This window comes from Cellulomonas alba (assembly GCF_030362835.1).
Classification (GTDB): domain Bacteria; phylum Actinomycetota; class Actinomycetes; order Actinomycetales; family Cellulomonadaceae; genus Cellulomonas; species Cellulomonas alba.
Genome location: NZ_JAUCGQ010000002.1, coordinates 273478 through 292704, shown reverse-complemented (window position 1 = coordinate 292704; position 19227 = coordinate 273478). Strand labels below are relative to the sequence as shown.

Here is a 19227-nt window from a genome sequence, read left to right as displayed (position 1 = left end):
TCAGAGCCCCGGGAACCAGAGCGCGATCTCGCGGGCCGCGGCGTCCTCGCCGTCGCTGCCGTGCACGATGTTCTCGATCACCTTCTGGCCCCAGTCGCGCGCGAGGTCGCCGCGGATGGTGCCGGGGGCGGCGCTCGTGGGGTCGGTCGCACCGGCCAGAGAGCGCCAGCCCTCGATGACGCGGTGGCCCTCGATCACTGCGGCCACGACGGGCCCCGAGCGCATGAAGTCGATGAGCGGCCGCACGAACGGCTTGCCCGCGTGCTCGGCGTAGTGCTCGGCGAGGAGCGCCTCGTCGGCGGTGCGCAGGTCGAGCGCGACGAGCGCGTAGCCCTTGGCCTCGATGCGGCGGAGCACCTCTCCCACGAGGCCGCGGCGGACGCCGTCCGGCTTGACGAGGACGAGGGTGCGCTGCGTGGCGGGTGCGTCGGTCACGGGGGAAACCCTAACGGGACCGCCGGAACCCGCCGGTCGCGTGCGCCGGACGGCGAGACGGTGCGCCGCGGGACCCGCCGGCCGCGAACAACGCCGCGAGAGACGAACTGCGCAGTTCGCTTCTTGCGGCGTTGTTCGCAGGTCGAGAGCCGGGCCGTCGAGAGCCGCCGGCCGGCACGGCGGGTCAGGGACCGACGGCGCCCGGGTGGGCCGCGTCGTACTCCGCGCGTTCGCGGTCGATGCGGCCGCCGAGGCGCAGCGCGACGATCCAGAGCACGACGAACAGGCCGCCGATCGCGAACATCATCGGCACGACGAACCCGCCGGCGAGCACCGCGACCTGGCCGATCCAGCCGAGCACGTACCCGCCGGGTCGCCCGACGAGGCCCGCGAGCACGATCAGCACGACCGACGTGATGCCGCCGAGCCACCACACGGTGCTCGTCGAGGGCGACCGCGAGGGATCGCCCTGGGCCAGGCCGTAGGCCACGAGCGTCGCGAAGAACACCAGGACGGCCTCGAGCACGAGGATCGTCTGGGTGAACTGGGGCTTCGCGGGGCGCTTGCGGCGCACGGCCTGGCCGTCGGTCGGTCCTGCCGACCCGTCCGGCGCGGGCGTCGGCTCGGGGGAAGTCACGCGCTCAGGCTACCGGCGCGCCGTGAGGTCGCCGTCGGGCACCTCGTCGTCCGAGCCCGCCTCGGCGCCCGGTCCGCGCTGGTGCGGCACGTCGACCTCGGTCGCGTGCGGCGTGAGCTCGTCGACCACCTCGGCCGCCGCGGAGCCCGCGACACCCGAGCCGTCGGCCGCGAGCGCCTCGCCGCGCGCCACCATGCCGGCGACGTCGGAGAGCTTGACCTCCTTGAGGAAGATCGCCAGCACGAGGCCGACGAGGACCAGCGGGATGACGTACCAGAACGTCGGCGCGAGCGCGTCGGTGAACGCGTCGATGACGCCCGTCTTGTACGGCTCGGGCAGCTGCTGCACGGCCGCCGGCGTGATGCCCGAGGCGCCGCCGCTGCCGCCCGCCGCCGGCGAACCGGCGAACACGTCCGTCAGCCGCTCGGTCAGCCGCGCGGTGAAGATCGAGCTGAACAGCGCCGTGCCGACCGCGGCGCCGATCTCGCGGAAGAAGTTGTTCGCACTGGTGGCGGTGCCGATCTCGTGCGGGTCGACCGCGTTCTGCACGGCCAGCACGACGGGCTGCATGACGAGGCCGATGCCGACGCCGAGCAGGAAGATCATGGCGCCGAACAGCCACATCGACATGTCGCCGGTGATCTGCGTGAGCCACGCGAGGCCCGCCGCGGTGACCGCGAGCCCGACGATCGGGAACAGCTTGTAGCGACCAGTCTTGGTGATCGCGATACCCGAGCCGATAGCCGTCGCCATGACGCCGACCATCATCGGCAGCATGAGGAAGCCGGACTCGGTGATGCCCGCGCCGGTGGACATCTGCAGGAACGTCGGCAGGAACGCCAGCGCCGCGAACATGCCCATGCCGAGGATCAGGCCGATCAGCGTCGCGATCGTGAACGTGGAGTTCTTGAACAGGCGCAGCGGCAGGATCGGCTCGCTCGCGCGGAGCTCGACCAGGATGAACGCCGCGATCGCGACGAGCGTGCCGGCGACGAGCGCGAGGAACCCGGTGTTCGACCAGTCGTAGCCCGTGTTGCCGCTCCAGCTGGTCCACGCCGTCGCGAGCACCAGGCCTGACGTCGCCACGACCATGAAGAAGATGCCGCCGAAGTCGATGCGCTTGCCCGACCGGTGCGAGGGCAGCTTGAGCGTGAACCACGCCGTGGCGAACGCCGCGATGCCGATCGGGATGTTGACCCAGAAGCACCAGCGCCACGTGGCGTGCTGCGTGAACAGGCCGCCGAGCAGCGGGCCGACGACGGCCGCGATGCCGAACAGGGCACCCATCGGGCCCATGTACTTGCCGCGCTCCTTGGCGGGGACGATGTCGGCGATGATCGCCTGCGACAGGATCATCAGACCGCCGCCGCCGAGGCCCTGGATGCCGCGGAACGCGACGAGCCAGCCGAACGACTGCGCGAACCCGGCGCCCGCGGACGCGAGCGTGAACAGGCCGATCGCGACGAGGAACGGCCAGCGCCGCCCCCACAGGTCGCCGAACTTGCCGTACAGCGGCATCACGATGGCGATCGCCAGGATGTAGGCGGTGACGACCCAGCCCTGGTGCTCGACGCCGTGCAGCTCGCCGACGATCGTGGGCATCGCGGTGCCGACGATCGACTGGTCGAGCGAGGACAGGAACATCGACGCCATGAGGGCGCCGAAGATGAGCCACACGGTGCGTGGCGTGAGGACGATGAGCGGCTTGTCGCTCGTAGCCTCGGCTGCGGGGGCAGCGGCGGACATGCGGGGACCTTCGTTCTGTCGGTGGTGCTCACCCGGCCGCGGGTGCGTCGGCCGGGGTGGTGGTGCGGGGTCTGCGGGTGGGTCTGCGGGCTGCGCAGAGGTCAGGGCGCGACGAGCGCCCGGATGTCGGCGATCACGGCGTCCACCTGGTCGGCCGCGTCGCCCTCGCCGCCGTTCGCGTCCCACCGCATGACGGCGGTGTGCGTGACGAACAGGACGAGGGTCGTGACGACGTCGAGCGGGTGGCTCGGGTCGTCCCCCAGCCGGCGGGTCAGCAGCGCGGTGAGCTCGCCCTTGCTGCGTTCCATCCAGGCGATGTGCTTGGCGAGCAGGCGCGGCTCGTGGGCCGCGAGCTCGAAGCCGCGCCGCATGCGGTCGTGGCCCGTGGGCGGCGTCTCGAGGACGTGCGTGACGAGGACGCGCAGGTCGGCCAGCAGGTCGCCCGTCGGGCCGCCCGTCGCGAACGTCTCGGCGGCCTCGTCCGTGAGCGGCCACGGAGCGTGGCCGAGCACGGCGTCGTCCTTCGAGTCGAAGTAGTTGAAGAAGGTGCGCGTCGAGACGCCCGCCTCCTCGCAGATCGCGTCGACCGTGACGGCGTCGAGCCCGTCGCGCGCGACGAGGCGGTGCGTGGCGTCGATGAGCGCCTCGCGGCGCGCGCGCTTCTTCCGCTCGCGCAGGCCGACCGCGGCGGGACCCTCGGCGCGGGCACCCTCGGCCGCGTCGGCCGTCGCGGGGCCGCGCTGGGCGCCGCTCGGCTCGGCCGCGGACGCGGCCGAGCCCTCGTCGAGAATCTTCACGGAATTAAAACTTACACCCCGTGCAAACTTGCACCGACTGCAATTCGGGCCCGACGGACGGGACCTTCGTCACACCGGCGCGGTCAGAGCTCGCCGAACCCGCTCTCGACGGCGTCGACGAGCGCGTCTCGCGCGGCCTGCGCCTGGGGTCCCTCCGCCTCGATGGTCAGCGAGTGCCCCTCGGTCGCGCCGAGCTTCATGAGCTCGAGGACGCTGGCCGCGTTCACGCCGTTGACGCGGACCTTGGCGTCGTAGCCGGCGAGCATGCGGGCGACGACGGCGGCCGGCCGGGCGTGCAGGCCGAGCTTGTTCCGCAGCGTCACCTGAGCGCGCGCGACGCCGTCGTCCAGCGGAGCCTGCTCGCCGGTGGTCGGCTTCGGCGGGGCGTCCGGAGGCGGCGCGTCCGGGTGCGGGGCGAACGTGTGCCCCGCGTGCTCGGCGGCGTCGAGGACGGCCTTGCGGTGGGCCCCGCCGTGCGCCGTGACCGCCGCCGCGGCCGCGCCCTCGACGAACGGCGCGTCCGCGAGCGACACGCGCGCCTGCACCTCGTCGTCGAGGAACTCGAGCACCGACTCGGTGGTGAGCACGGCCGAGCCGAGGTCCGTCAGGACGACCACGGACCCGCCGTCCGCGGTGCCCTGCTCGATCGCCGCCTGCACGCCGTCGAAGTCCGTGCCGATGCCGCCGTCGGCCGTGCCTCCGACCGGCAGCAGCAGCACGCCGGGAGCCATCTGGCCCGCGAGCTCGGCGGCGCCGCGGGCGAGGTCGCGCGAGTGCGAGACGAGCACCAGCGCGACCTCGGCGCGGTTCGCCGTCTCGCTCACTGGGCCGCCTCGGCGGCGGCGTGCAGGATGAGCTCGGTCGAGCGGGCGCCCGGGTCGAGGTGGCCCGCCGAGCGCTCGCCGAGGTAGGACGCACGCCCCTTGGTGGCGACGAGCGGGATCGTCGACTCGGCGCCGCGCGTCGCCGCGTCCGCCGCCGCCGCGAGCACCGCGGCCGGGGCCGCCCCCTCGTCGGCAGCGGCGACCGCCGCCTCGGTGGCGGGCGTCCACGCGTCGACCATCGTCTTCTCGCCCGTGGTCGCCTTGCCGCGCGCGACGATGCCCTCGAGCGCCGCCTCGAGCATGGCGACCACGCCGTTCGCGTCGAGCTCGGGGACGGCCGCCGCCTTCGCGGCCCGCAGGTACGCGGTCCCGTAGAGCGGACCCGCGGCGCCACCGACCGTGGACATGAGCGTCGTCGCGACGAGCTTGAGCACCTCGCCGACGTCGCCGGGCGGGGACTCGAGCGCGTCGAGCTTCCCCACGACGGCGGTGAACCCCCGGTTGAGGTTCTCGCCGTGGTCGCCGTCGCCGATCTGCCGGTCGAGCTCGATGAGCTCCTCGCGGTGCTCCTTGACGGTCGCCGCCGAGCGTCGCACCCAGTCGATCGCCCACGCCACGTCCAGGGTCATGCCCACGCTCCTCGTCCCCGCCGGGCGGCCACGGCCCTCACCACCGCAGCGCGGTCGTGTGCACCGGGGCGTCCCACAGCGTCGTCAGCTCGTCGTCCAGCCGCAGCACGGTGACCGACGCGCCCTGCATCTCGAGCGACGTCACGTAGTTGCCGACCAGCGACCGGACCACCTCGACGCCGCGCTCCTCGAGCAGGGCGCGCGCTCGACGATAGACGATGTACAGCTCGGACGAGGGGGTGCCCCCCATGCCGTTGACGAACAGCAGGACCTTCTCGCCGGAGGCGAGCTTGAGGTCGTCCGCGACGGGCGCGAGCAGCATCTCCGTGATCTCGTCGGCCCCCGCGAGCGGGATCCGACGGCGACCCGGCTCGCCGTGGATGCCGATGCCGATCTCGATCTCGTCCTCGGGCAGGTCGAAGCTCGGCTTGCCCGCGTGCGGCACGGTGCAGGCCGTGAGCGCGACGCCCATCGAGCGCACGTTGGCGATGACCTTCTCGGCGACCGCGGTGACGGCGTCGAGGTCGTCGCCCCGCTCGGCCGCGGCGCCCGCGATCTTCTCGACGCACACCGTGCCGGCCACGCCACGGCGGCCCGCTGTGTAGAGGGAGTCCTCGACGGCGACGTCGTCGTTGACGACGACGCTCCTGACGTTGACGTCGTCGGCGTCCGCGAGCTCGGCGGCGGTCTCGAAGTTGAGCACGTCGCCCGTGTAGTTCTTGACGATCGCGAGCACGCCGGCGCCCGAGTCGGCGGCCTGCAGCGCGGGCGCGATCTGGTCCGGCGTCGGGCTCGTGAACACCGCTCCGGGGACGGCGGCGTCGAGCATGCCCTCGCCGACGAACCCCGCGTGCAGCGGCTCGTGCCCGCTGCCGCCCCCGCTGACGAGCCCGACCTTGCCGCTCCTCGCGCCGCCGGCGCGCGTCACGTAGTTGGGGTCCGTGTGCACCGCGACCACGTCGGGGTGGGCCGCACCGAAGCCCGCGAGGGTCTCCGCGACGACGTCCTGGGGGTCGTTGATGAGCTTCTTCACTGCGGCCATCCCTCCTCGCGGGCTCGTCGGCGAGCCCGCCTCGGCGCTTGCGCAGGGGTGTCGCGGCTGGTCGCCGCGACAAAACTCACCTTCAGGGCGTGCCCAAGGGAGCGTCAAGTGGAGGACGTGCGGCCGTGCTGCACGTTCGTGCAGGCTCACGCCCGCGGGCCGAGACCGACGCGGGCGCGGGACCGTGCGCGCGTCAGGCGCGGCCCAGCAGCACCCGCGCCTCGGCGACGACGAGGATCGAGCCCGTCACGAGCACGCCCGCGCCGCGCTCGACCTCGCTCTCCGCACGTTCGACCGCGAGCGCGATCGCGTCGTCGAGCCGCTCGACCACGTGCACCCGGTCCTCGCCGAACACGTCGACCGCGACCTCGCCGAGGTCGTCCGGCTCCATCGCGCGCGGCACCGAGGCCCGCGTGACGACGACCTCGGCCAGCACGGGCTCGAGCACCGACAGGATCGCCTCGGGGTCCTTGTCGGCCATGACGCCGACCACCCCGACGAGCCGGTCGAAGGCGAACGCCTCGTCGAGCGACGCGACGAGCGCCTCCGCGCCGTGCGGGTTGTGCGCGCCGTCGACCACGACGGTGGGGCTCGACCGCACGACCTCGAGCCGGCCCGGCGACGTCACGTCGGCGAACGCCGTGCCGACCACGTCGCCGTCGAGCGCCGCGCCGCCGGTGAGCAGCGCCTCGGTCGCCGCGAGCGCGAGCAGCGCGTTGTGGGCCTGGAACTCGCCGTGCAGCGGCAGGTACACGTCGGCGTACACGCCGCCGAGGCCGCGCAGGGTCAGCAGCTGGCCGCCGACCGCGACCTGGCGCTCGACGACGGCGATGTCGACGCCCTCGCGCACCACGCGCGCGCCGCGCTCCGCGGCGACCGTCAGCACGACGCCCTCGACGTCCTCCTCCTGCTGCGCGAGCACGAGGGTCGCGCCGTCCTTGACGATGCCGGCCTTGACCTCGGCGATGTCGAGGATCGTGTCGCCGAGCCACTGCTGGTGGTCCAGGCCGACCGAAGTGATGACCGCGACCTCGCCGTCGGCGACGTTCGTCGCGTCCCACGAGCCGCCCATGCCGACCTCGATCACCGCGACGTCGACGGGCGCGTCGGCGAACGCCGCGAACGCCATGACCACGAAGACCTCGAAGAACGAGAGCCGCGGGCGGCCGATCTGCGCCGACCGCTCGTCCACCATCGCGATGTACGGCTCGACGTCGTGCCACACCTCGACGAACCGCTCGTCGCTGATCGGCTCGCCGTCGATCGCGATCCGCTCGTTGACGCGCGTCAGGTGCGGGCTCGTGAACCGGCCCGTGCGCAACCCGTGCTCGCGCAGCAGGCGCTCGACCATCCGGCTCGTCGACGTCTTGCCGTTCGTGCCCGTCAGGTGCACCACGCGGTACGCGCGCTGCGGGTCGCCGAGCAGCTCGCACACCTCGCGCACCCGGTCGGTCGACGGGTTCGGCTCGTGCTCCGGGGCACGCGCCAGGATCTGCGCGTACACCGCGTCGGCGGCCGCACGCGCCGCGCGGGCCGCCTCGTCGCGCTGGTGCTGGGCGCCGCTCACGGCTCGTACCCCCCGGCCGCGACGGGCTCGACCGTGACGGCGAGCTCGTCAGCGTGACCGACCTCGATCGCGACCGCGAGCGTCTCGCGGGCGACGAAGTCGCGGTGCGCCTCGACCGCCGGCGCCTTGTCGGCCGGGACGTCGAGCAGCAGCTTGATGCGGTCGCCGACGTTGAGACCGGCCGCCTTGCGCGCGTCCTGCACCGCCCGCACCACGTCGCGCGCGTAGCCCTCGGCGATCAGGTCGTCGTCGAGCGACAGGTCGAGCACGACGAACCCGCCGCCGGACAGCACCGCCGCGGCGACGTCGTCGCCCTCGCGGTCCGCCACGACCGTCGTGAGCGTGTACTCGGGCTCGAGCAGCGGCACCTCGCCGTCGGGCGTCGTGACGACGACCGCGCCCTCGTCGGTGCGCCACTCCCCCGCCTTCGCGGCGCGGATGACGGACTGGACGGCGCGGCCGAGGCGCGGGCCCGCGGCGCGCGCGTTGACGTCGAGGCGCTGCGAGACGTTCACCTCGGCGGCCGCGGCGTCGTCCACGCCGAGCACGGTGACCTTGCGGACGTTGACCTCGGCAGCGACCAGGTCGGCGAACGGCAGGTTCCACTCCGGGTGCGGCACCGCGAGGCGCAGCTCGCGCAGCGGCTGGCGCACCCGCAGGTTCTCGGCCTTGCGCAGGCCGAGGGTCACCGACACGACCTCGCGCACGCGGTCCATCGCGACGACGAGCTCGGCGTCGGTGAACGCCTGCCCCGCATCGGTCGCGACGATGTCGTCCGCCGTCGGCCAGTCGGTGAGGTGCACGCTGCGGCCACCCGTCAGGCCGCGCCAGATCTCCTCGGTGACGAGCGGCGCGAGCGGCGCCATCAGACGCGTCAGCGTCTCGAGGACCGTCCACAGCGTGTCGAACGCCGCCGCGTCCTCGTCCCAGAACCGCTGCCGTTGCGTGCGCACGTACCAGTTCGTGACGACGTCGAGGTGCTCGCGCACCGACTCGCACGCCGCCGGGATGTCGTACGCGTCGAGCTGCGCCGTCACCGTCACGACGAGCTCGCGCGTGCGCGCCAGAACGTACCGGTCCATCGTGGCGAGGCCGCCGGCGTCGGTGACGCGGTGCCCCTCGACACCCTCGCCCCCGCGCGCGGCCGCCGCATACAGGCTGAAGAAGTAGTACGTGCTCCACAGCGGCAGCAGCACCTGGCGGACGCCCTCGCGGATGCCCTCCTCGGAGACGATGAGGTTGCCGCCGCGCAGGATCGTGCTGCTCATGAGCGACCAGCGCACCGCGTCCGAGCCGTAGACGTCCCACATCGTGGTGGGGTCGGGGAAGTTGCGGAGCGACTTGCTGGCCTTGCGGCCGTCGTCGCCCAGGACGATGCCGTGGCACATCACGTCGCGGAACGCCGGGCGGTCGAACAGCGCCGTGGCGAGCACGTGCAGCGTGTAGAACCAGCCGCGCGTCTGGCCGATGTACTCGACGATGAAGTCGCCCGGGTAGTGGTGCTCGAACCAGTCCGCGTTCTCGAACGGGTAGTGCACCTGCGCGAACGGCATCGACCCCGAGTCGAACCAGACGTCGAGCACGTCGGGGATGCGGCGCATCGTGGACGCACCGGTCGGGTCGTCCGGGTTCGGGCGCGTCAGGTCGTCGATCCACGGGCGGTGCAGGTCGGGCTCGCCCGCCTCGTTCGTCGGGACGCGGCCGAAGTCCGCCTCGAGCTCGGCGAGGCTGCCGTAGACGTCGACGCGCGGGTACGCCGGGTCGTCGGACACCCACACCGGGATCGGCGTGCCCCAGTAGCGGTTGCGGCTGATCGACCAGTCGCGCGCGTTCGCCAGCCACTTGCCGAACTGGCCGTCGCGGATGTGCTCCGGGATCCACCGGATGTCCTGGTTGAGCTCGACCATGCGGTCGCGGAACTCCGTGACACGCACAAACCAGCTGCTCACCGCCTTGTAGATGAGCGGGTTCCGGCACCGCCAGCAGTGCGGGTACGAGTGCTGGTACGTCTCGTGGCGCACGACGACCGAGCGGCGCTCGGCGGGGACGCGGGCGAGCGCACCGACGCCGTCGCGCAGGTCCGTGATGATCTGCTTGTTCGCGTCGAAGACCTGCACGCCCTCGTAGTCGGCGACCTGCGCCGTGAACTCGCCGCGGGAGTCGACGGGCACGACGGGCGCGATGCCTGCGCGCTCGCACGCCGCCATGTCGTCCTCGCCGAACGCCGGCGCGAGGTGCACCACGCCGGTGCCGTCCTCCGTGGTGACGAAGTCCGCGACGAGCACCTGGTGCGCGTTCTCGTGGCCGGCGAAGTAGTCGAACGGCGGCGTGTACCGGCGGCCCGCGAGGTCGGCGCCCGTGACGGTCTCGACGACCGTCGCCTCGCCGAGCTCGCGCTCGTAGGCCGCGAGCCGGGCCTGCGCGAGCACGACGCGCTCGCCCGGGTGCGCCTGCGCGAACGGGCTGTCGGGGGCCGGCTCGGCGACCACGTACTCGATGTCCGGCCCGACGGCGACGGCGAGGTTGGACGGGAGGGTCCACGGCGTCGTCGTCCAGATGAGCAGCAGCTCGCCGCTCTCGAGGCGCAGACCGACCGTCAGCGCCGGGTCCTGGCGCGACTGGTAGACGTCCGCGTCCATGCCGAGCTCGTGGTTCGACAACGGGGTCTCGTCGCGCCAGCAGTACGGCAGCACGCGGTAGCCCTCGTACGCCAGGCCCTGGTCGTGCAGGCGCTTGAACGCCCAGATCACGGACTCCATGAACGTGACGTCGAGCGTCTTGTAGTCGTGGTCGAAGTCGACCCAGCGGGCCTGGCGCGTCACGTACTCCCGCCACTCGCCCGTGTACTTGAGGACGGACTCGCGGCACGCGGCGTTGAACGCGGCGAGGCCCATCTCCTCGATCTGGCGCGTGTCCGTGATGCCGAGCAGGCGCTGCGCCTCGAGCTCGGCCGGCAGGCCGTGCGTGTCCCAGCCGAAGCGGCGCTCGACCCGGCGGCCCTTCATCGTCTGGTAGCGCGGCACGACGTCCTTGGCGTAGCCGGTCAGCAGGTGGCCGTAGTGCGGCAGGCCGTTGGCGAAGGGCGGGCCGTCGTAGAAGACGTACTCGTTGTCGCCGTGCTCGCCCGCGGGCCGCTGGTCGATCGACGCCTGGAAGGTGCCGTCGGCCTCCCAGTGCGCGAGCACGTCACGCTCGATCTGCGGCAGGTCCGGGGAGGCGGGGACGCCGGTCGCGTCCGGGCGGTGCAGCGGGTAGCGCGGCTGGTCGGCCACTGGCGGTCGCTCCTGTGATCGGCACCCGCGGACGGATGCGCACGGCACGGTCCACGAGGACGACGCGAACGCCGCGGTACCACCTCGCTTGCCGGACCGGGGCCCGACCACTCGCCTGCGGCTGTGACGGGCCTGCCCCGTCCGGTTCTACTGGGGGCTCGCGCCCTGTTCTTCCGGAGGCTCGCCGGTGATGGCCGGGTCGACGCCTGTGGGTGCCATGCTACCGGGCCGCGCGACCGTCCCGCCTGCTCGGACGCCGCAGCGGCGGCGCGGGCCGGTGGTCGACAATGCCGGCGTGGCCGCCGCTCCCCTCGTCCTGCTCGACCTCGACGGCACGCTCACCGACTCCGGACCGGGGATCTTCGCGTGCGCGGCCGACGCCTTCCGGACGCTCGGCCTGCCGGTGCCGACCGCGGCCGAGCTCCGGACGTTCGTCGGGCCGCCGATCGCCGACTCGTTCCGCGCGCACGGCGTGCCGGCCGACCGGGTGCGGGACGCGGTGACGGCGTACCGCGCGGCGTTCGTCGCGGGCGGGATGTACGACAACGCGGTGTTCGACGGCATCCCCGAGGCGCTGCGCCGGCTGCGGGCCGACGGGTGCCGGCTGGTGGTCGCGACGTCGAAGCCGCAGGTCTACGCCGAGCCGATCTGCGCCCGGTTCGGGCTCGACGTGCTCGTGGACGGCGTGTTCGGGGCGCCGCCCGACGACGTGCCCTCGACGAAGGCGGACGTGATCGCCGCGGCGCTCGCGGCGATCGGCGACTGGTCGCGCGGCACGACCGTGATGGTCGGGGACCGCGAGCACGACGCGGCCGGCGCGGCGGCGCACGGGCTGCGGTGCGTCGGCGTCTCGTGGGGCTACGCGGGCCACGGTGAGCTCGAGCGGGCCGGGGCCGTCGAGGTGGTCGACTCGCCGTCGGCGCTGGTCGCGACGGTGCGCCGGCTCGTCGGGCTGACGGACTGACGGACCTCTGTCGGCGCGTGCTTGCACAGCCGCGCCGCCACCTGGCTCGCCAGGGCGGGCGCCCCGTCTCAGCCCGGATCGACGAGGAACGCGGCGACCTGCACGAGCGGCGCGTTCCAGTTGATCGTCAGCTCGTTGGTGCCGTACGAGCCGATGTCGTCGACGTAGCAGAGCTGCGCCGCGCGGCCCGAGAGCGGCGCAGCGACCGGGTCGGGCACGTCCGAGTTCGGGCCGCCCGCGACCGTGCCGGGCGGGGGTGGCGGCAGCCTCGGGTCGAGCTGGTGCGCGTACCAGCGGCTGTGCTGGTGCGCGGCGTACCTCGTGCCGTAGCCCGTGACGTAGGACAGGCCGAGCGCGTTGCGCCCCAGGAGGTAGTCGATCCCCTCCGCGACGCCGTCGCGGTACCGCGGGTCGCGCGTCACGTCGTACGCGGCGGCGAGCACCGTGAGGTTCGTCAGGAGGCGACCGTTCGAGCCCCACGCGTAGCGGCCGTCCGGTGGCGCGTACGGGTGCCCGAACGGCTGCGCGCGCTGCGCCGCGAGCCACCGGTCAGCGGCCTGCGCGACCGCCGCACGCACGGCGTCCTGCTCCGGGAGCGCCGGGACGCCCGGCGCGAGCGCGAGCTGCATCAGCGGGAGGGCGCCCGTCCACTGCCAGTCGAGCACCGCCCACGGGTCGCGGGTACCGCCGACGAACCACGGGTTGCCGCGCAGGTCCTCCGCGTACGCGGCCTCGCCGGTCGTGAGCAGCAGCTCGGCGGCGGCCCACCCGCGCTCGTCGTCGACGTCGGTGTCGTCGTAGGGGCCGCCGCCCGCGTCGGCGAGCGCGTTGGTGTCCGGAGCCAGCAGGTCCGGCGTCTCGAGAGCGGCCGCGTACGCCACGCGGGCCGCGGCGAGCAGGCGCTGCGCGAGATCGGGGTCGTCGGTCGCCAGGACGCGCGCGCCCTGCGCGGCCGCCGCGGCCAGGTTGAGCGTCGCGGCGGTCGACGGGCGGTGCAGGTAGCGCGGCTGCGGGTCGAGATGCGGCAGCGTGGGCAGCGGCGTCCAGCGCTCGTCGACGACCTTGTGGTGCGCCATCCCCGCGTGGCGGTGGCCGGCCGGGACCTGCATGCGCAGCAACCACTCGAGCTCCCAGCGAGCCTCGGCGCGGACCCGCCGGGCGAACGGCGAGTCGGCCCGGCCGCGACGCGCGAGCCGCTCCGCGACGGCGAGCAGCTGGGCGACCGCGATGCCGCCGTTGACCACGTACTTGCCCTGGTCGCCCGCGTCGTACCAGCCGCCGCTCACGTCGAGCACGTGCGAGTCGGTCCAGCCCTCGTAGAGGTCGACACCGTCGGGCGTCACGGCGTGGCCCGCGGGGAGGCACGGGACCGCGGTGTCGCCGCGGTTCGGGTGCGCGCCCCGGTGGCCCGCGGGCCGGGCGTAGGCGGGGCCCGCGACGTCCGGCCCGATCTCGACGCCGCTGCGCTGGAGGTGGAAGAACCGCAGCGCGTCGTCGGCGAGCCCCGCGTACAGGTCGTCGCCGACCGCGAACTCGTCGCTCGTGTCGCCGTCGGCCGCCAGGCGGTAGCCCGTGCCCGGCGCGGGCGTGGGGACGTCGAGGACGTGGACGTCGAGCCCCGCGGACGGGTCGTGGCCGCGCGGGGTCGACCCGCCCTGCGCGACCAGCGCGCCCGCACGCTCGAGGCGCCACGGCACGGGCCGGGTCGCGTCCGTCACGAGCGTCGCGCGCAGCGGACCCGTCGCGAGGTAGCCGAGCTGGTTCACACGGACACGCGGCGTCATGGTGCTCCTGTCGAGGGGTGGCTCCGGGCGGGCCGGGCACAGCGTGTCATGAGCATCGCCGGCGCGGCGGCAGACTGGTGGGATGACTCGGCCCCTCGTCCTGCTCGACCTCGACGGCACGCTGATGGACTCGATCGCGGGCGTCGTGACGGCCGCGACCGCCGCGTACCGCGCCACCGGCCTGCCGCTGCCGACCGACGCCGAGCTCCGCACGTTCGCCGGTCCGCCGATCACCGACTCGTTCGCGCGGCACGGTGTGCCGGCCGACCTGATGGACGCCGCGGTCGACGCCTACCGCGCCGCGCTCGAGGCCGGCGCGCTGCACGACACCCGCGTGTTCGACGGCATCCCCGACGCGCTGCGTGCCCTGCGCGCCGCGGGCCTCCAGCTGCTGATCGCGACGTCGAAGCCCGCCGTGTGGGCGCGCCCGCTGTGCGCCGACTTCGGCCTGGCCGAGCTCGTGGACGGCGTCTTCGGCGCTCCGCTCGACGAGTCGACCTCGAACAAGGCCGCCGTGATCGGCGAGGCGCTCGCGTCGCTCGCCGAGCCGCCGTCGGCGGTCGTGATGGTCGGCGACCGCGAGCACGACGTCGAGGGCGCGCAGGTGCACGGCGTCCCGACGATCGGCGTGACGTGGGGGTACGCGTTGCCGGGCGAGCTCGACGACGCCGGGGCGGTCGCGCTGGTCGACTCGCCGGCCGAGCTCGCGCGCGCGGTGCTGGAGCAGCTGCGCCTCGCGGTGTGACGCTTGGGGGCGCGCGCTTGACGTTGACGCCGCGTCAACTTCTACCGTGGTCGGCATGGAGGCGTCGATCCAGGAGGTCGCCCGGCTGACGGGCACCACGAGCCGGACCCTGCGGCACTACCAGGCCGTCGGGCTGCTCACCCCGAGCCGCGTGGGGAACAACGGGTACCGCTGGTACGACGAGGACGCGCTCGTGCGGCTGCAGCGGATCCTGCTGCTGCGCGAGCTCGGCCTCGGCCTGCCGGAGATCGCTCGCGCCCTCGAGGCGCACGACGACGAGACGGCGGCCCTGCGTCGTCATCTCGAGCACCTGCGGGCCGAGTCGCGGCGGCTCGACCGGCTCGTCGCCTCCGTGGAACGCACGATCACCGCACGAGAGGAAGGGGCAGGGCTCATGGCCGAGGACATGTTCGACGGGTTCGACCACACGCAGTACCGCGAGGAGGTCGAGCAGCGCTGGGGCGCGGACGCCTACCGGGCGTCGAACGACTGGTGGACGTCGATGGACGCCGGCGAGCAGGCCGCGTGGAAGGCGCGCGCCGCGGACCTCACGAACGCCTGGTCCGCCGCCGCGGGAGCGGGCCTCGACCCGACCTCCGACGAGGCGCAGGCGCTCGCGCAGCGGCACGTCGACTGGCTGCGGTCGGTGCCGGGCACGCCGCGCGACGACGACGGGACGCCTGCAGCCGGGTACCTGCTCGGCCTGGCCGACATGTACGTGGCGGACGACCGGTTCCGGAGCGCGTACGAGACGGCCGAGAAGGCGACGTTCGTCCGGGACGCGATCCGGGCGTGGGTCGCGGCCAACCGCTGATCGCCGCGGCCGGGGTGGGGCCTGCCTCCCCCGGCCGCGTCGGGCCCGGGCGGCGGCGGCCGGACGGCCGCGTCAGGCGGCCGCCCGGCCGCGTCAGGCGCCGGCGGTCGCGCCCAGCGAGCGCTGCCAGTCGGCGTGCAGCGCCGCGAACAGGCCGCCGCGCTCGACCAGCTGCGCCGGCGTGCCGTCCTCGACGACCCGCCCGCCGTCCACGACGAGCACCCGGTCGGCACCCATCACCGTCGAGAGGCGGTGCGCGATGACGACCGCCGTCCGGCCCGCGAGCAGGGTGCGCAGGCCGTGCTGCACGAGCGCCTCGCCGGGGACGTCGAGCGAGCTCGTCGCCTCGTCGAGGATCAGCAGCGCCGGGTCGGCGAGGAACGCGCGCGCGAAGGACACGAGCTGCCGCTGGCCGGCCGACAGCCGCGTGCCGCGCTTGTCGACCTCGGTGTCGTAGCCGTCCGGCATCGCGGCGATGACGTCGTGCACGCCGACCGCGCGCGCCGCCGCCTCGATCTCCTCCGGAGTCGCACCCGGACGGCCCAGGGCGATGTTCGCGCCCACCGAGCCGGAGAACAGGTACGCCTCCTGCGTGACCATGACGACGGCCCGCCGCAGGTCGACCGGGTCGATGTCGCGCACGTCGAGGCCGTCGATCCGCACCGCGCCCTGGCGCACGTCGTAGAACCGGGCAAGCAGCTTCGCGACGGTCGACTTGCCCGCGCCCGTCTCGCCGACGAGCGCGACGGTCTGCCCCGCGGGCAGGTGCAGCTCGACGTGCGGCAGCACTGTCGGGCCGGTCCCGTAGCCGAACTCGACGCCCTCGAACCTGACGTCGGCGCGCGGGGCACGCAGGTGCACCGGCCGCACCGGGTCCGGCACCGTGGGCTCCTCGGCGAGCAGCGCCGCGAGCTTCTCGAGAGCAGCGGCCGCGGACTGGAACGCGTTGTAGAACATGCCGATCTGCGCGAGCGGCTGGAAGAACCGCCGGGCGTAGAGCACGGCGGCGATCAGCACGCCGACCGCGAGCTCGCCGTGCAGCGCCCGCAGGCCGCCGATGAGCAGGACGGTCGCGACCGTCACGTTGCCGATCAGCGTGAGACCCGTGTCGAACACGCCGTTGAGCCGGATCGCCTCGGCGTTCGTGCGCCGGTAGTCCTCCGCGAGGTCGTCGTAGACCTCGGAGACCTGGCGCTCGCGACGGAACGCCTGGACGGCGCGGATGCCGGTCATCGTCTCGACGAAGCGGATGATGACGCGCGCCGCGGCGGTTCGGCTGAGCCGGTACTGGTGCTGCGAGCGGACCTGGAACCAGCGCGTCAGCACGATGCCGGGCACGACCGCGATCAGGAGCACGAGGCCGCTGCGCCAGTCGAGCAGCACGAGCCCGACGGCGGTGAACACCATGGCGAGCACACCCTGCGCGAGCGTCGTGATGCCGCCGTCGAGCAGCTCGCGCAGCGCGTCGACGTCAGACGTCTGCCGCGAGATGATCCGGCCCGACGTGTAGCTCTCGTGGAACTCGAGGCTGAGCCGCTGGGTGTGGCGGAAGACGCGGCTGCGGACGTCGAGCAGGATCGCCTGGCTGACGCGCGCCGCGAGCCGCACGGTCCACGCGGTGAGCAGGCCGCCCGCGAGCGCGGTGACGAGGTACGCCCCCGCGGCGAGCACGAGCGGCCCGCTGTCGCCGCCCTGCAACGCGGGTAGCGCGTGGTCGACGCCGTACGCCACGAAGGCCGGGCCGGCCACGGCGGCGACCTGCGACAGCACGACCAGGGCCACGGTCAGCCACGTCGCCGCGGCGACCGGCGACAGGAGCGACCCGAGCAGGCGCATCGAGCGGCTGCGGATCGCGCGCGACTCCGCACGGTCGGCGGGCCGGTCGCGGAACTCGGGCTGCAGGGCGCTCATCGAGCACCTCCCGGGGTGACGCCGGCGCGGCCGGAGTCGTGGCGGCCGGTGCGCGCGCCCGTCGCGTCGTCGGCGGCGTCGCGCGGAGCGCGCTGGGCCCGCGCGCCGGGCGGGCCGCCCGGGGGCCCGTCGACGCCGTCCTCGTCGCCGCGCTCCTCGACCCCGTCGCCGGGCGCGTGGGCAGCGAGCGCGGTGAGCACGAAGCGGTAGTGCGGGTGGTTCGCGAGCAGGTCCTCGTGCGTGCCGACGCCCGTGATCCGCCCGTCCTCGAGCACCGCGACCCGGTCCGCGAGCGCGACGGTCGAGGGCCGGTGGGCGACGACGAGCGACGTCGTGCCGCGCAGGACCTCGCGCAGCCGCCGGGTGACGACGGCCTCGGTCGTGACGTCCAGCGCCGAGAGCGGGTCGTCGAGCACGAGCACGCGCGGTCGGGTGGCGATCGCGCGGGCGAGCGCGACGCGCTGCCGCTGGCCGCCGGACAGGCTGAGCCCCTCCTCGCCGATCACGGTCGCGAGGCCCTGCGGCAGGCGGCGCACGAAGCCCGCGCTCGCCACCTCGAGCGCCTCCTCGACCCGGGCGTCCGCCTCGGCCCCGGTGAGGTCGTCGGTGCCGAGCAGCACGTTCTCGCGCACCGACGCGGAGAACAGGATCGGGTCCTCGAACGCGACGGCGACCGCGCGCCGCAGGTCGTGACGCGTCAGGTCGCGCACGTCGACGCCGTCGATCGTCACCGCGCCGCCGGTCACGTCGTACAGCCGCGGGACGAGCTGCAGCAGCGTCGTCTTGCCGCTGCCGGTGAGACCGACGAGCGCCGTGGTGGTGCCGGGCTCGAGCACGAGGTCGACGCCGGACAGCACCTCCGACGAGCCGCGCGTCGACCGGTGCGCGAACCGCACGCCGCGCAGCTCGACCGTCGAGCCGGCCCCGGGCGCCGGCGGCAACGCGTGCGGCTCGAGCGGGTCGGTGACGGTCGACGCCGTGTCCATCACCTGCAGGAACCGGTCGGTGGACGCCTTCGCGTCGAGCGTCATCGCGAGCAGCTGGCCCAGCCGCTCGACGGGGTTGTTGACCACGGCGGCGGTCGCGAAGAAGGCGACGAGCGCGCCGACGGACAGGTGGCCGTGGGCCGTCAGCGGCACGCCGACCGCGAGTGCGACCGCGAGGATCGCCTCGGGGATCGCGCCGAGCGCGAACGAGACGCGCGACAGCGTGCGCGCCTTGTCGATCTCGGTCTCGCGCAGCTCGTCGGCCTGGCGCACGAAGTCGTCGAGCGCGTCGTCCCCGCGCCCGAACGCCTTGAGGACGCGGATGCCGTGCACCGACTCCTCGACGGCCGTCGCCAGGTCTCCGGTCTGCTCGCGGGCGCGGCGCGCCGCGACCTTGTAGTCCTGCCGGAAGCGGAAGCTCAGCCACACCATGGGGACCGCGCCGGCGACGTAGACGAGCGCGAGCACCCAGCTCGTGACGAACATCAGCACGACGCCGACGACCGCGGTCGTGGCGCTGACCAGCAGCATCACGAGGCCGAACACGAGCCAGCGCCGGATCGCGCCGAGGTCCGACATCGCGCGCGAGAGCAGCTGGCCGCCGGCCCAGCGGTCGTGGAACTCGACCGGGAGGTCGAGCAGGTGGCGGAACAGCCGGACGCGCATGTCGCGCTCGACCGTGGTGCCGGGCGTCGCGACGAGGGCGCGGCGGCACCAGACGAAGAACGCCTCGAGCACGCCGAGCGCGAGCACGAGGAGTGCGCCGGCGACGACGGCCTGCGACGAGCCGTCGGTGAGGATCGGGCCGTTGACGATCCAGCGGAGGACCTGCGGCACCGCGAGCGCGAGCAGGCTCGCCCCGAGCGCGGTGAACCCGCCGGTCACGATGCGCGGGACCGCCGGCCGCGCCCACTCGACGAGCCGCAGCAGCGTCCGCGTCGCGGACTCGTCGCGCTCCGCGCCACGACCGCCCGACGTGCGGGGGGCCTGGCCCGCTCCCGCGCTCGTCGCGAGCCCCTCGGACGGGACGACGGACGGGCGCGGCGGAGGGGGTGTTGCAGAGGGCACCCGACC

Annotated in this window: 15 protein-coding genes; 3 read left to right on the top strand and 12 right to left on the bottom strand. The window is 74.2% G+C overall.

The window, feature by feature from the left end; translation table 11 throughout:
- The 9 genes from ndk to ileS form a co-directional block, all read right to left on the bottom strand.
- A complete protein-coding gene (gene ndk, locus QRT04_RS14075) occupies window positions 1-435 on the bottom strand; it encodes a nucleoside-diphosphate kinase (protein WP_289456132.1) in 435 nt (144 codons plus the stop codon).
- Between the two features lie 184 nt (window positions 436-619).
- Window positions 620-1072, bottom strand: a complete 453-nt coding sequence (locus QRT04_RS14070) for a DUF4233 domain-containing protein (RefSeq protein ID WP_326522473.1) — start codon at window positions 1070-1072, stop codon at window positions 620-622.
- Window positions 1073-1081: 9 nt separating this feature from the next.
- A complete protein-coding gene (locus tag QRT04_RS14065) occupies window positions 1082-2818 on the bottom strand; it encodes an MDR family MFS transporter (protein WP_289456131.1) in 1737 nt (578 codons plus the stop codon).
- A 101-nt stretch (window positions 2819-2919) separates the two neighbouring features.
- Window positions 2920-3615 carry a TetR/AcrR family transcriptional regulator gene (locus tag QRT04_RS14060; RefSeq protein ID WP_289456130.1) on the bottom strand — a complete coding sequence of 232 codons (696 nt, stop codon included), beginning with the start codon at window positions 3613-3615 and terminating at the stop codon, window positions 2920-2922.
- An 83-nt stretch (window positions 3616-3698) separates the two neighbouring features.
- The gene (gene dhaM, locus QRT04_RS14055) at window positions 3699-4439 is read right to left on the bottom strand and encodes a dihydroxyacetone kinase phosphoryl donor subunit DhaM (RefSeq protein ID WP_289456129.1); all 741 of its coding nucleotides are present in this window, start codon (window positions 4437-4439) and stop codon (window positions 3699-3701) included.
- Window positions 4436-5068, bottom strand: a complete 633-nt coding sequence (dhaL, locus tag QRT04_RS14050; RefSeq protein ID WP_289456128.1) for a dihydroxyacetone kinase subunit DhaL — start codon at window positions 5066-5068, stop codon at window positions 4436-4438. The genes dhaM and dhaL overlap by 4 nt, the downstream gene beginning before the upstream one ends.
- Before the next feature lie 37 nt (window positions 5069-5105).
- Window positions 5106-6101 carry a dihydroxyacetone kinase subunit DhaK gene (gene dhaK, locus QRT04_RS14045; protein ID WP_289456369.1) on the bottom strand — a complete coding sequence of 332 codons (996 nt, stop codon included), beginning with the start codon at window positions 6099-6101 and terminating at the stop codon, window positions 5106-5108.
- 202 nt (window positions 6102-6303) lie between these two features.
- Complete coding sequence (locus QRT04_RS14040) at window positions 6304-7677, bottom strand: bifunctional folylpolyglutamate synthase/dihydrofolate synthase (protein WP_289456127.1); 1374 nt, start codon at window positions 7675-7677, stop codon at window positions 6304-6306.
- Window positions 7674-10949, bottom strand: coding sequence for an isoleucine--tRNA ligase (gene ileS / locus QRT04_RS14035; RefSeq protein ID WP_289456126.1), 3276 nt, complete (start codon window positions 10947-10949; stop codon window positions 7674-7676). The genes QRT04_RS14040 and ileS overlap by 4 nt, the downstream gene beginning before the upstream one ends.
- Window positions 10950-11244: 295 nt before the next feature.
- Here ileS and QRT04_RS14030 point away from each other — a divergent pair, with 295 nt between their 5' ends.
- A complete protein-coding gene (locus tag QRT04_RS14030) occupies window positions 11245-11913 on the top strand; it encodes an HAD hydrolase-like protein (RefSeq protein WP_289456125.1) in 669 nt (222 codons plus the stop codon).
- Between the two features lie 68 nt (window positions 11914-11981).
- On the opposite strand, the gene QRT04_RS14025 is transcribed toward QRT04_RS14030, so the two are convergent.
- The gene (locus QRT04_RS14025) at window positions 11982-13697 is read right to left on the bottom strand and encodes a glycoside hydrolase family 9 protein (protein WP_289456124.1); all 1716 of its coding nucleotides are present in this window, start codon (window positions 13695-13697) and stop codon (window positions 11982-11984) included.
- Between the two features lie 82 nt (window positions 13698-13779).
- Here QRT04_RS14025 and QRT04_RS14020 point away from each other — a divergent pair, with 82 nt between their 5' ends.
- Window positions 13780-14442 (top strand): HAD hydrolase-like protein, encoded by a 663-nt coding sequence (locus tag QRT04_RS14020; RefSeq protein WP_289456123.1) that lies wholly within the window; start codon window positions 13780-13782, stop codon window positions 14440-14442.
- A gap of 55 nt (window positions 14443-14497) precedes the next feature.
- A complete protein-coding gene (locus QRT04_RS14015) occupies window positions 14498-15256 on the top strand; it encodes a MerR family transcriptional regulator (protein ID WP_289456122.1) in 759 nt (252 codons plus the stop codon).
- Between the two features lie 93 nt (window positions 15257-15349).
- Here QRT04_RS14015 and QRT04_RS14010 read toward each other — a convergent pair whose 3' ends face one another.
- Window positions 15350-17167: an ABC transporter ATP-binding protein gene (locus QRT04_RS14010; RefSeq protein ID WP_289456121.1), complete on the bottom strand. Its 1818-nt coding sequence runs from the start codon at window positions 17165-17167 to the stop codon at window positions 15350-15352.
- The gene (locus tag QRT04_RS14005) at window positions 17164-19083 is read right to left on the bottom strand and encodes an ABC transporter ATP-binding protein (RefSeq protein WP_289456368.1); all 1920 of its coding nucleotides are present in this window, start codon (window positions 19081-19083) and stop codon (window positions 17164-17166) included. Before QRT04_RS14005 ends, QRT04_RS14010 begins: the two co-directional genes overlap by 4 nt.
- Between the last annotated feature and the right edge of the window lie 144 nt (window positions 19084-19227).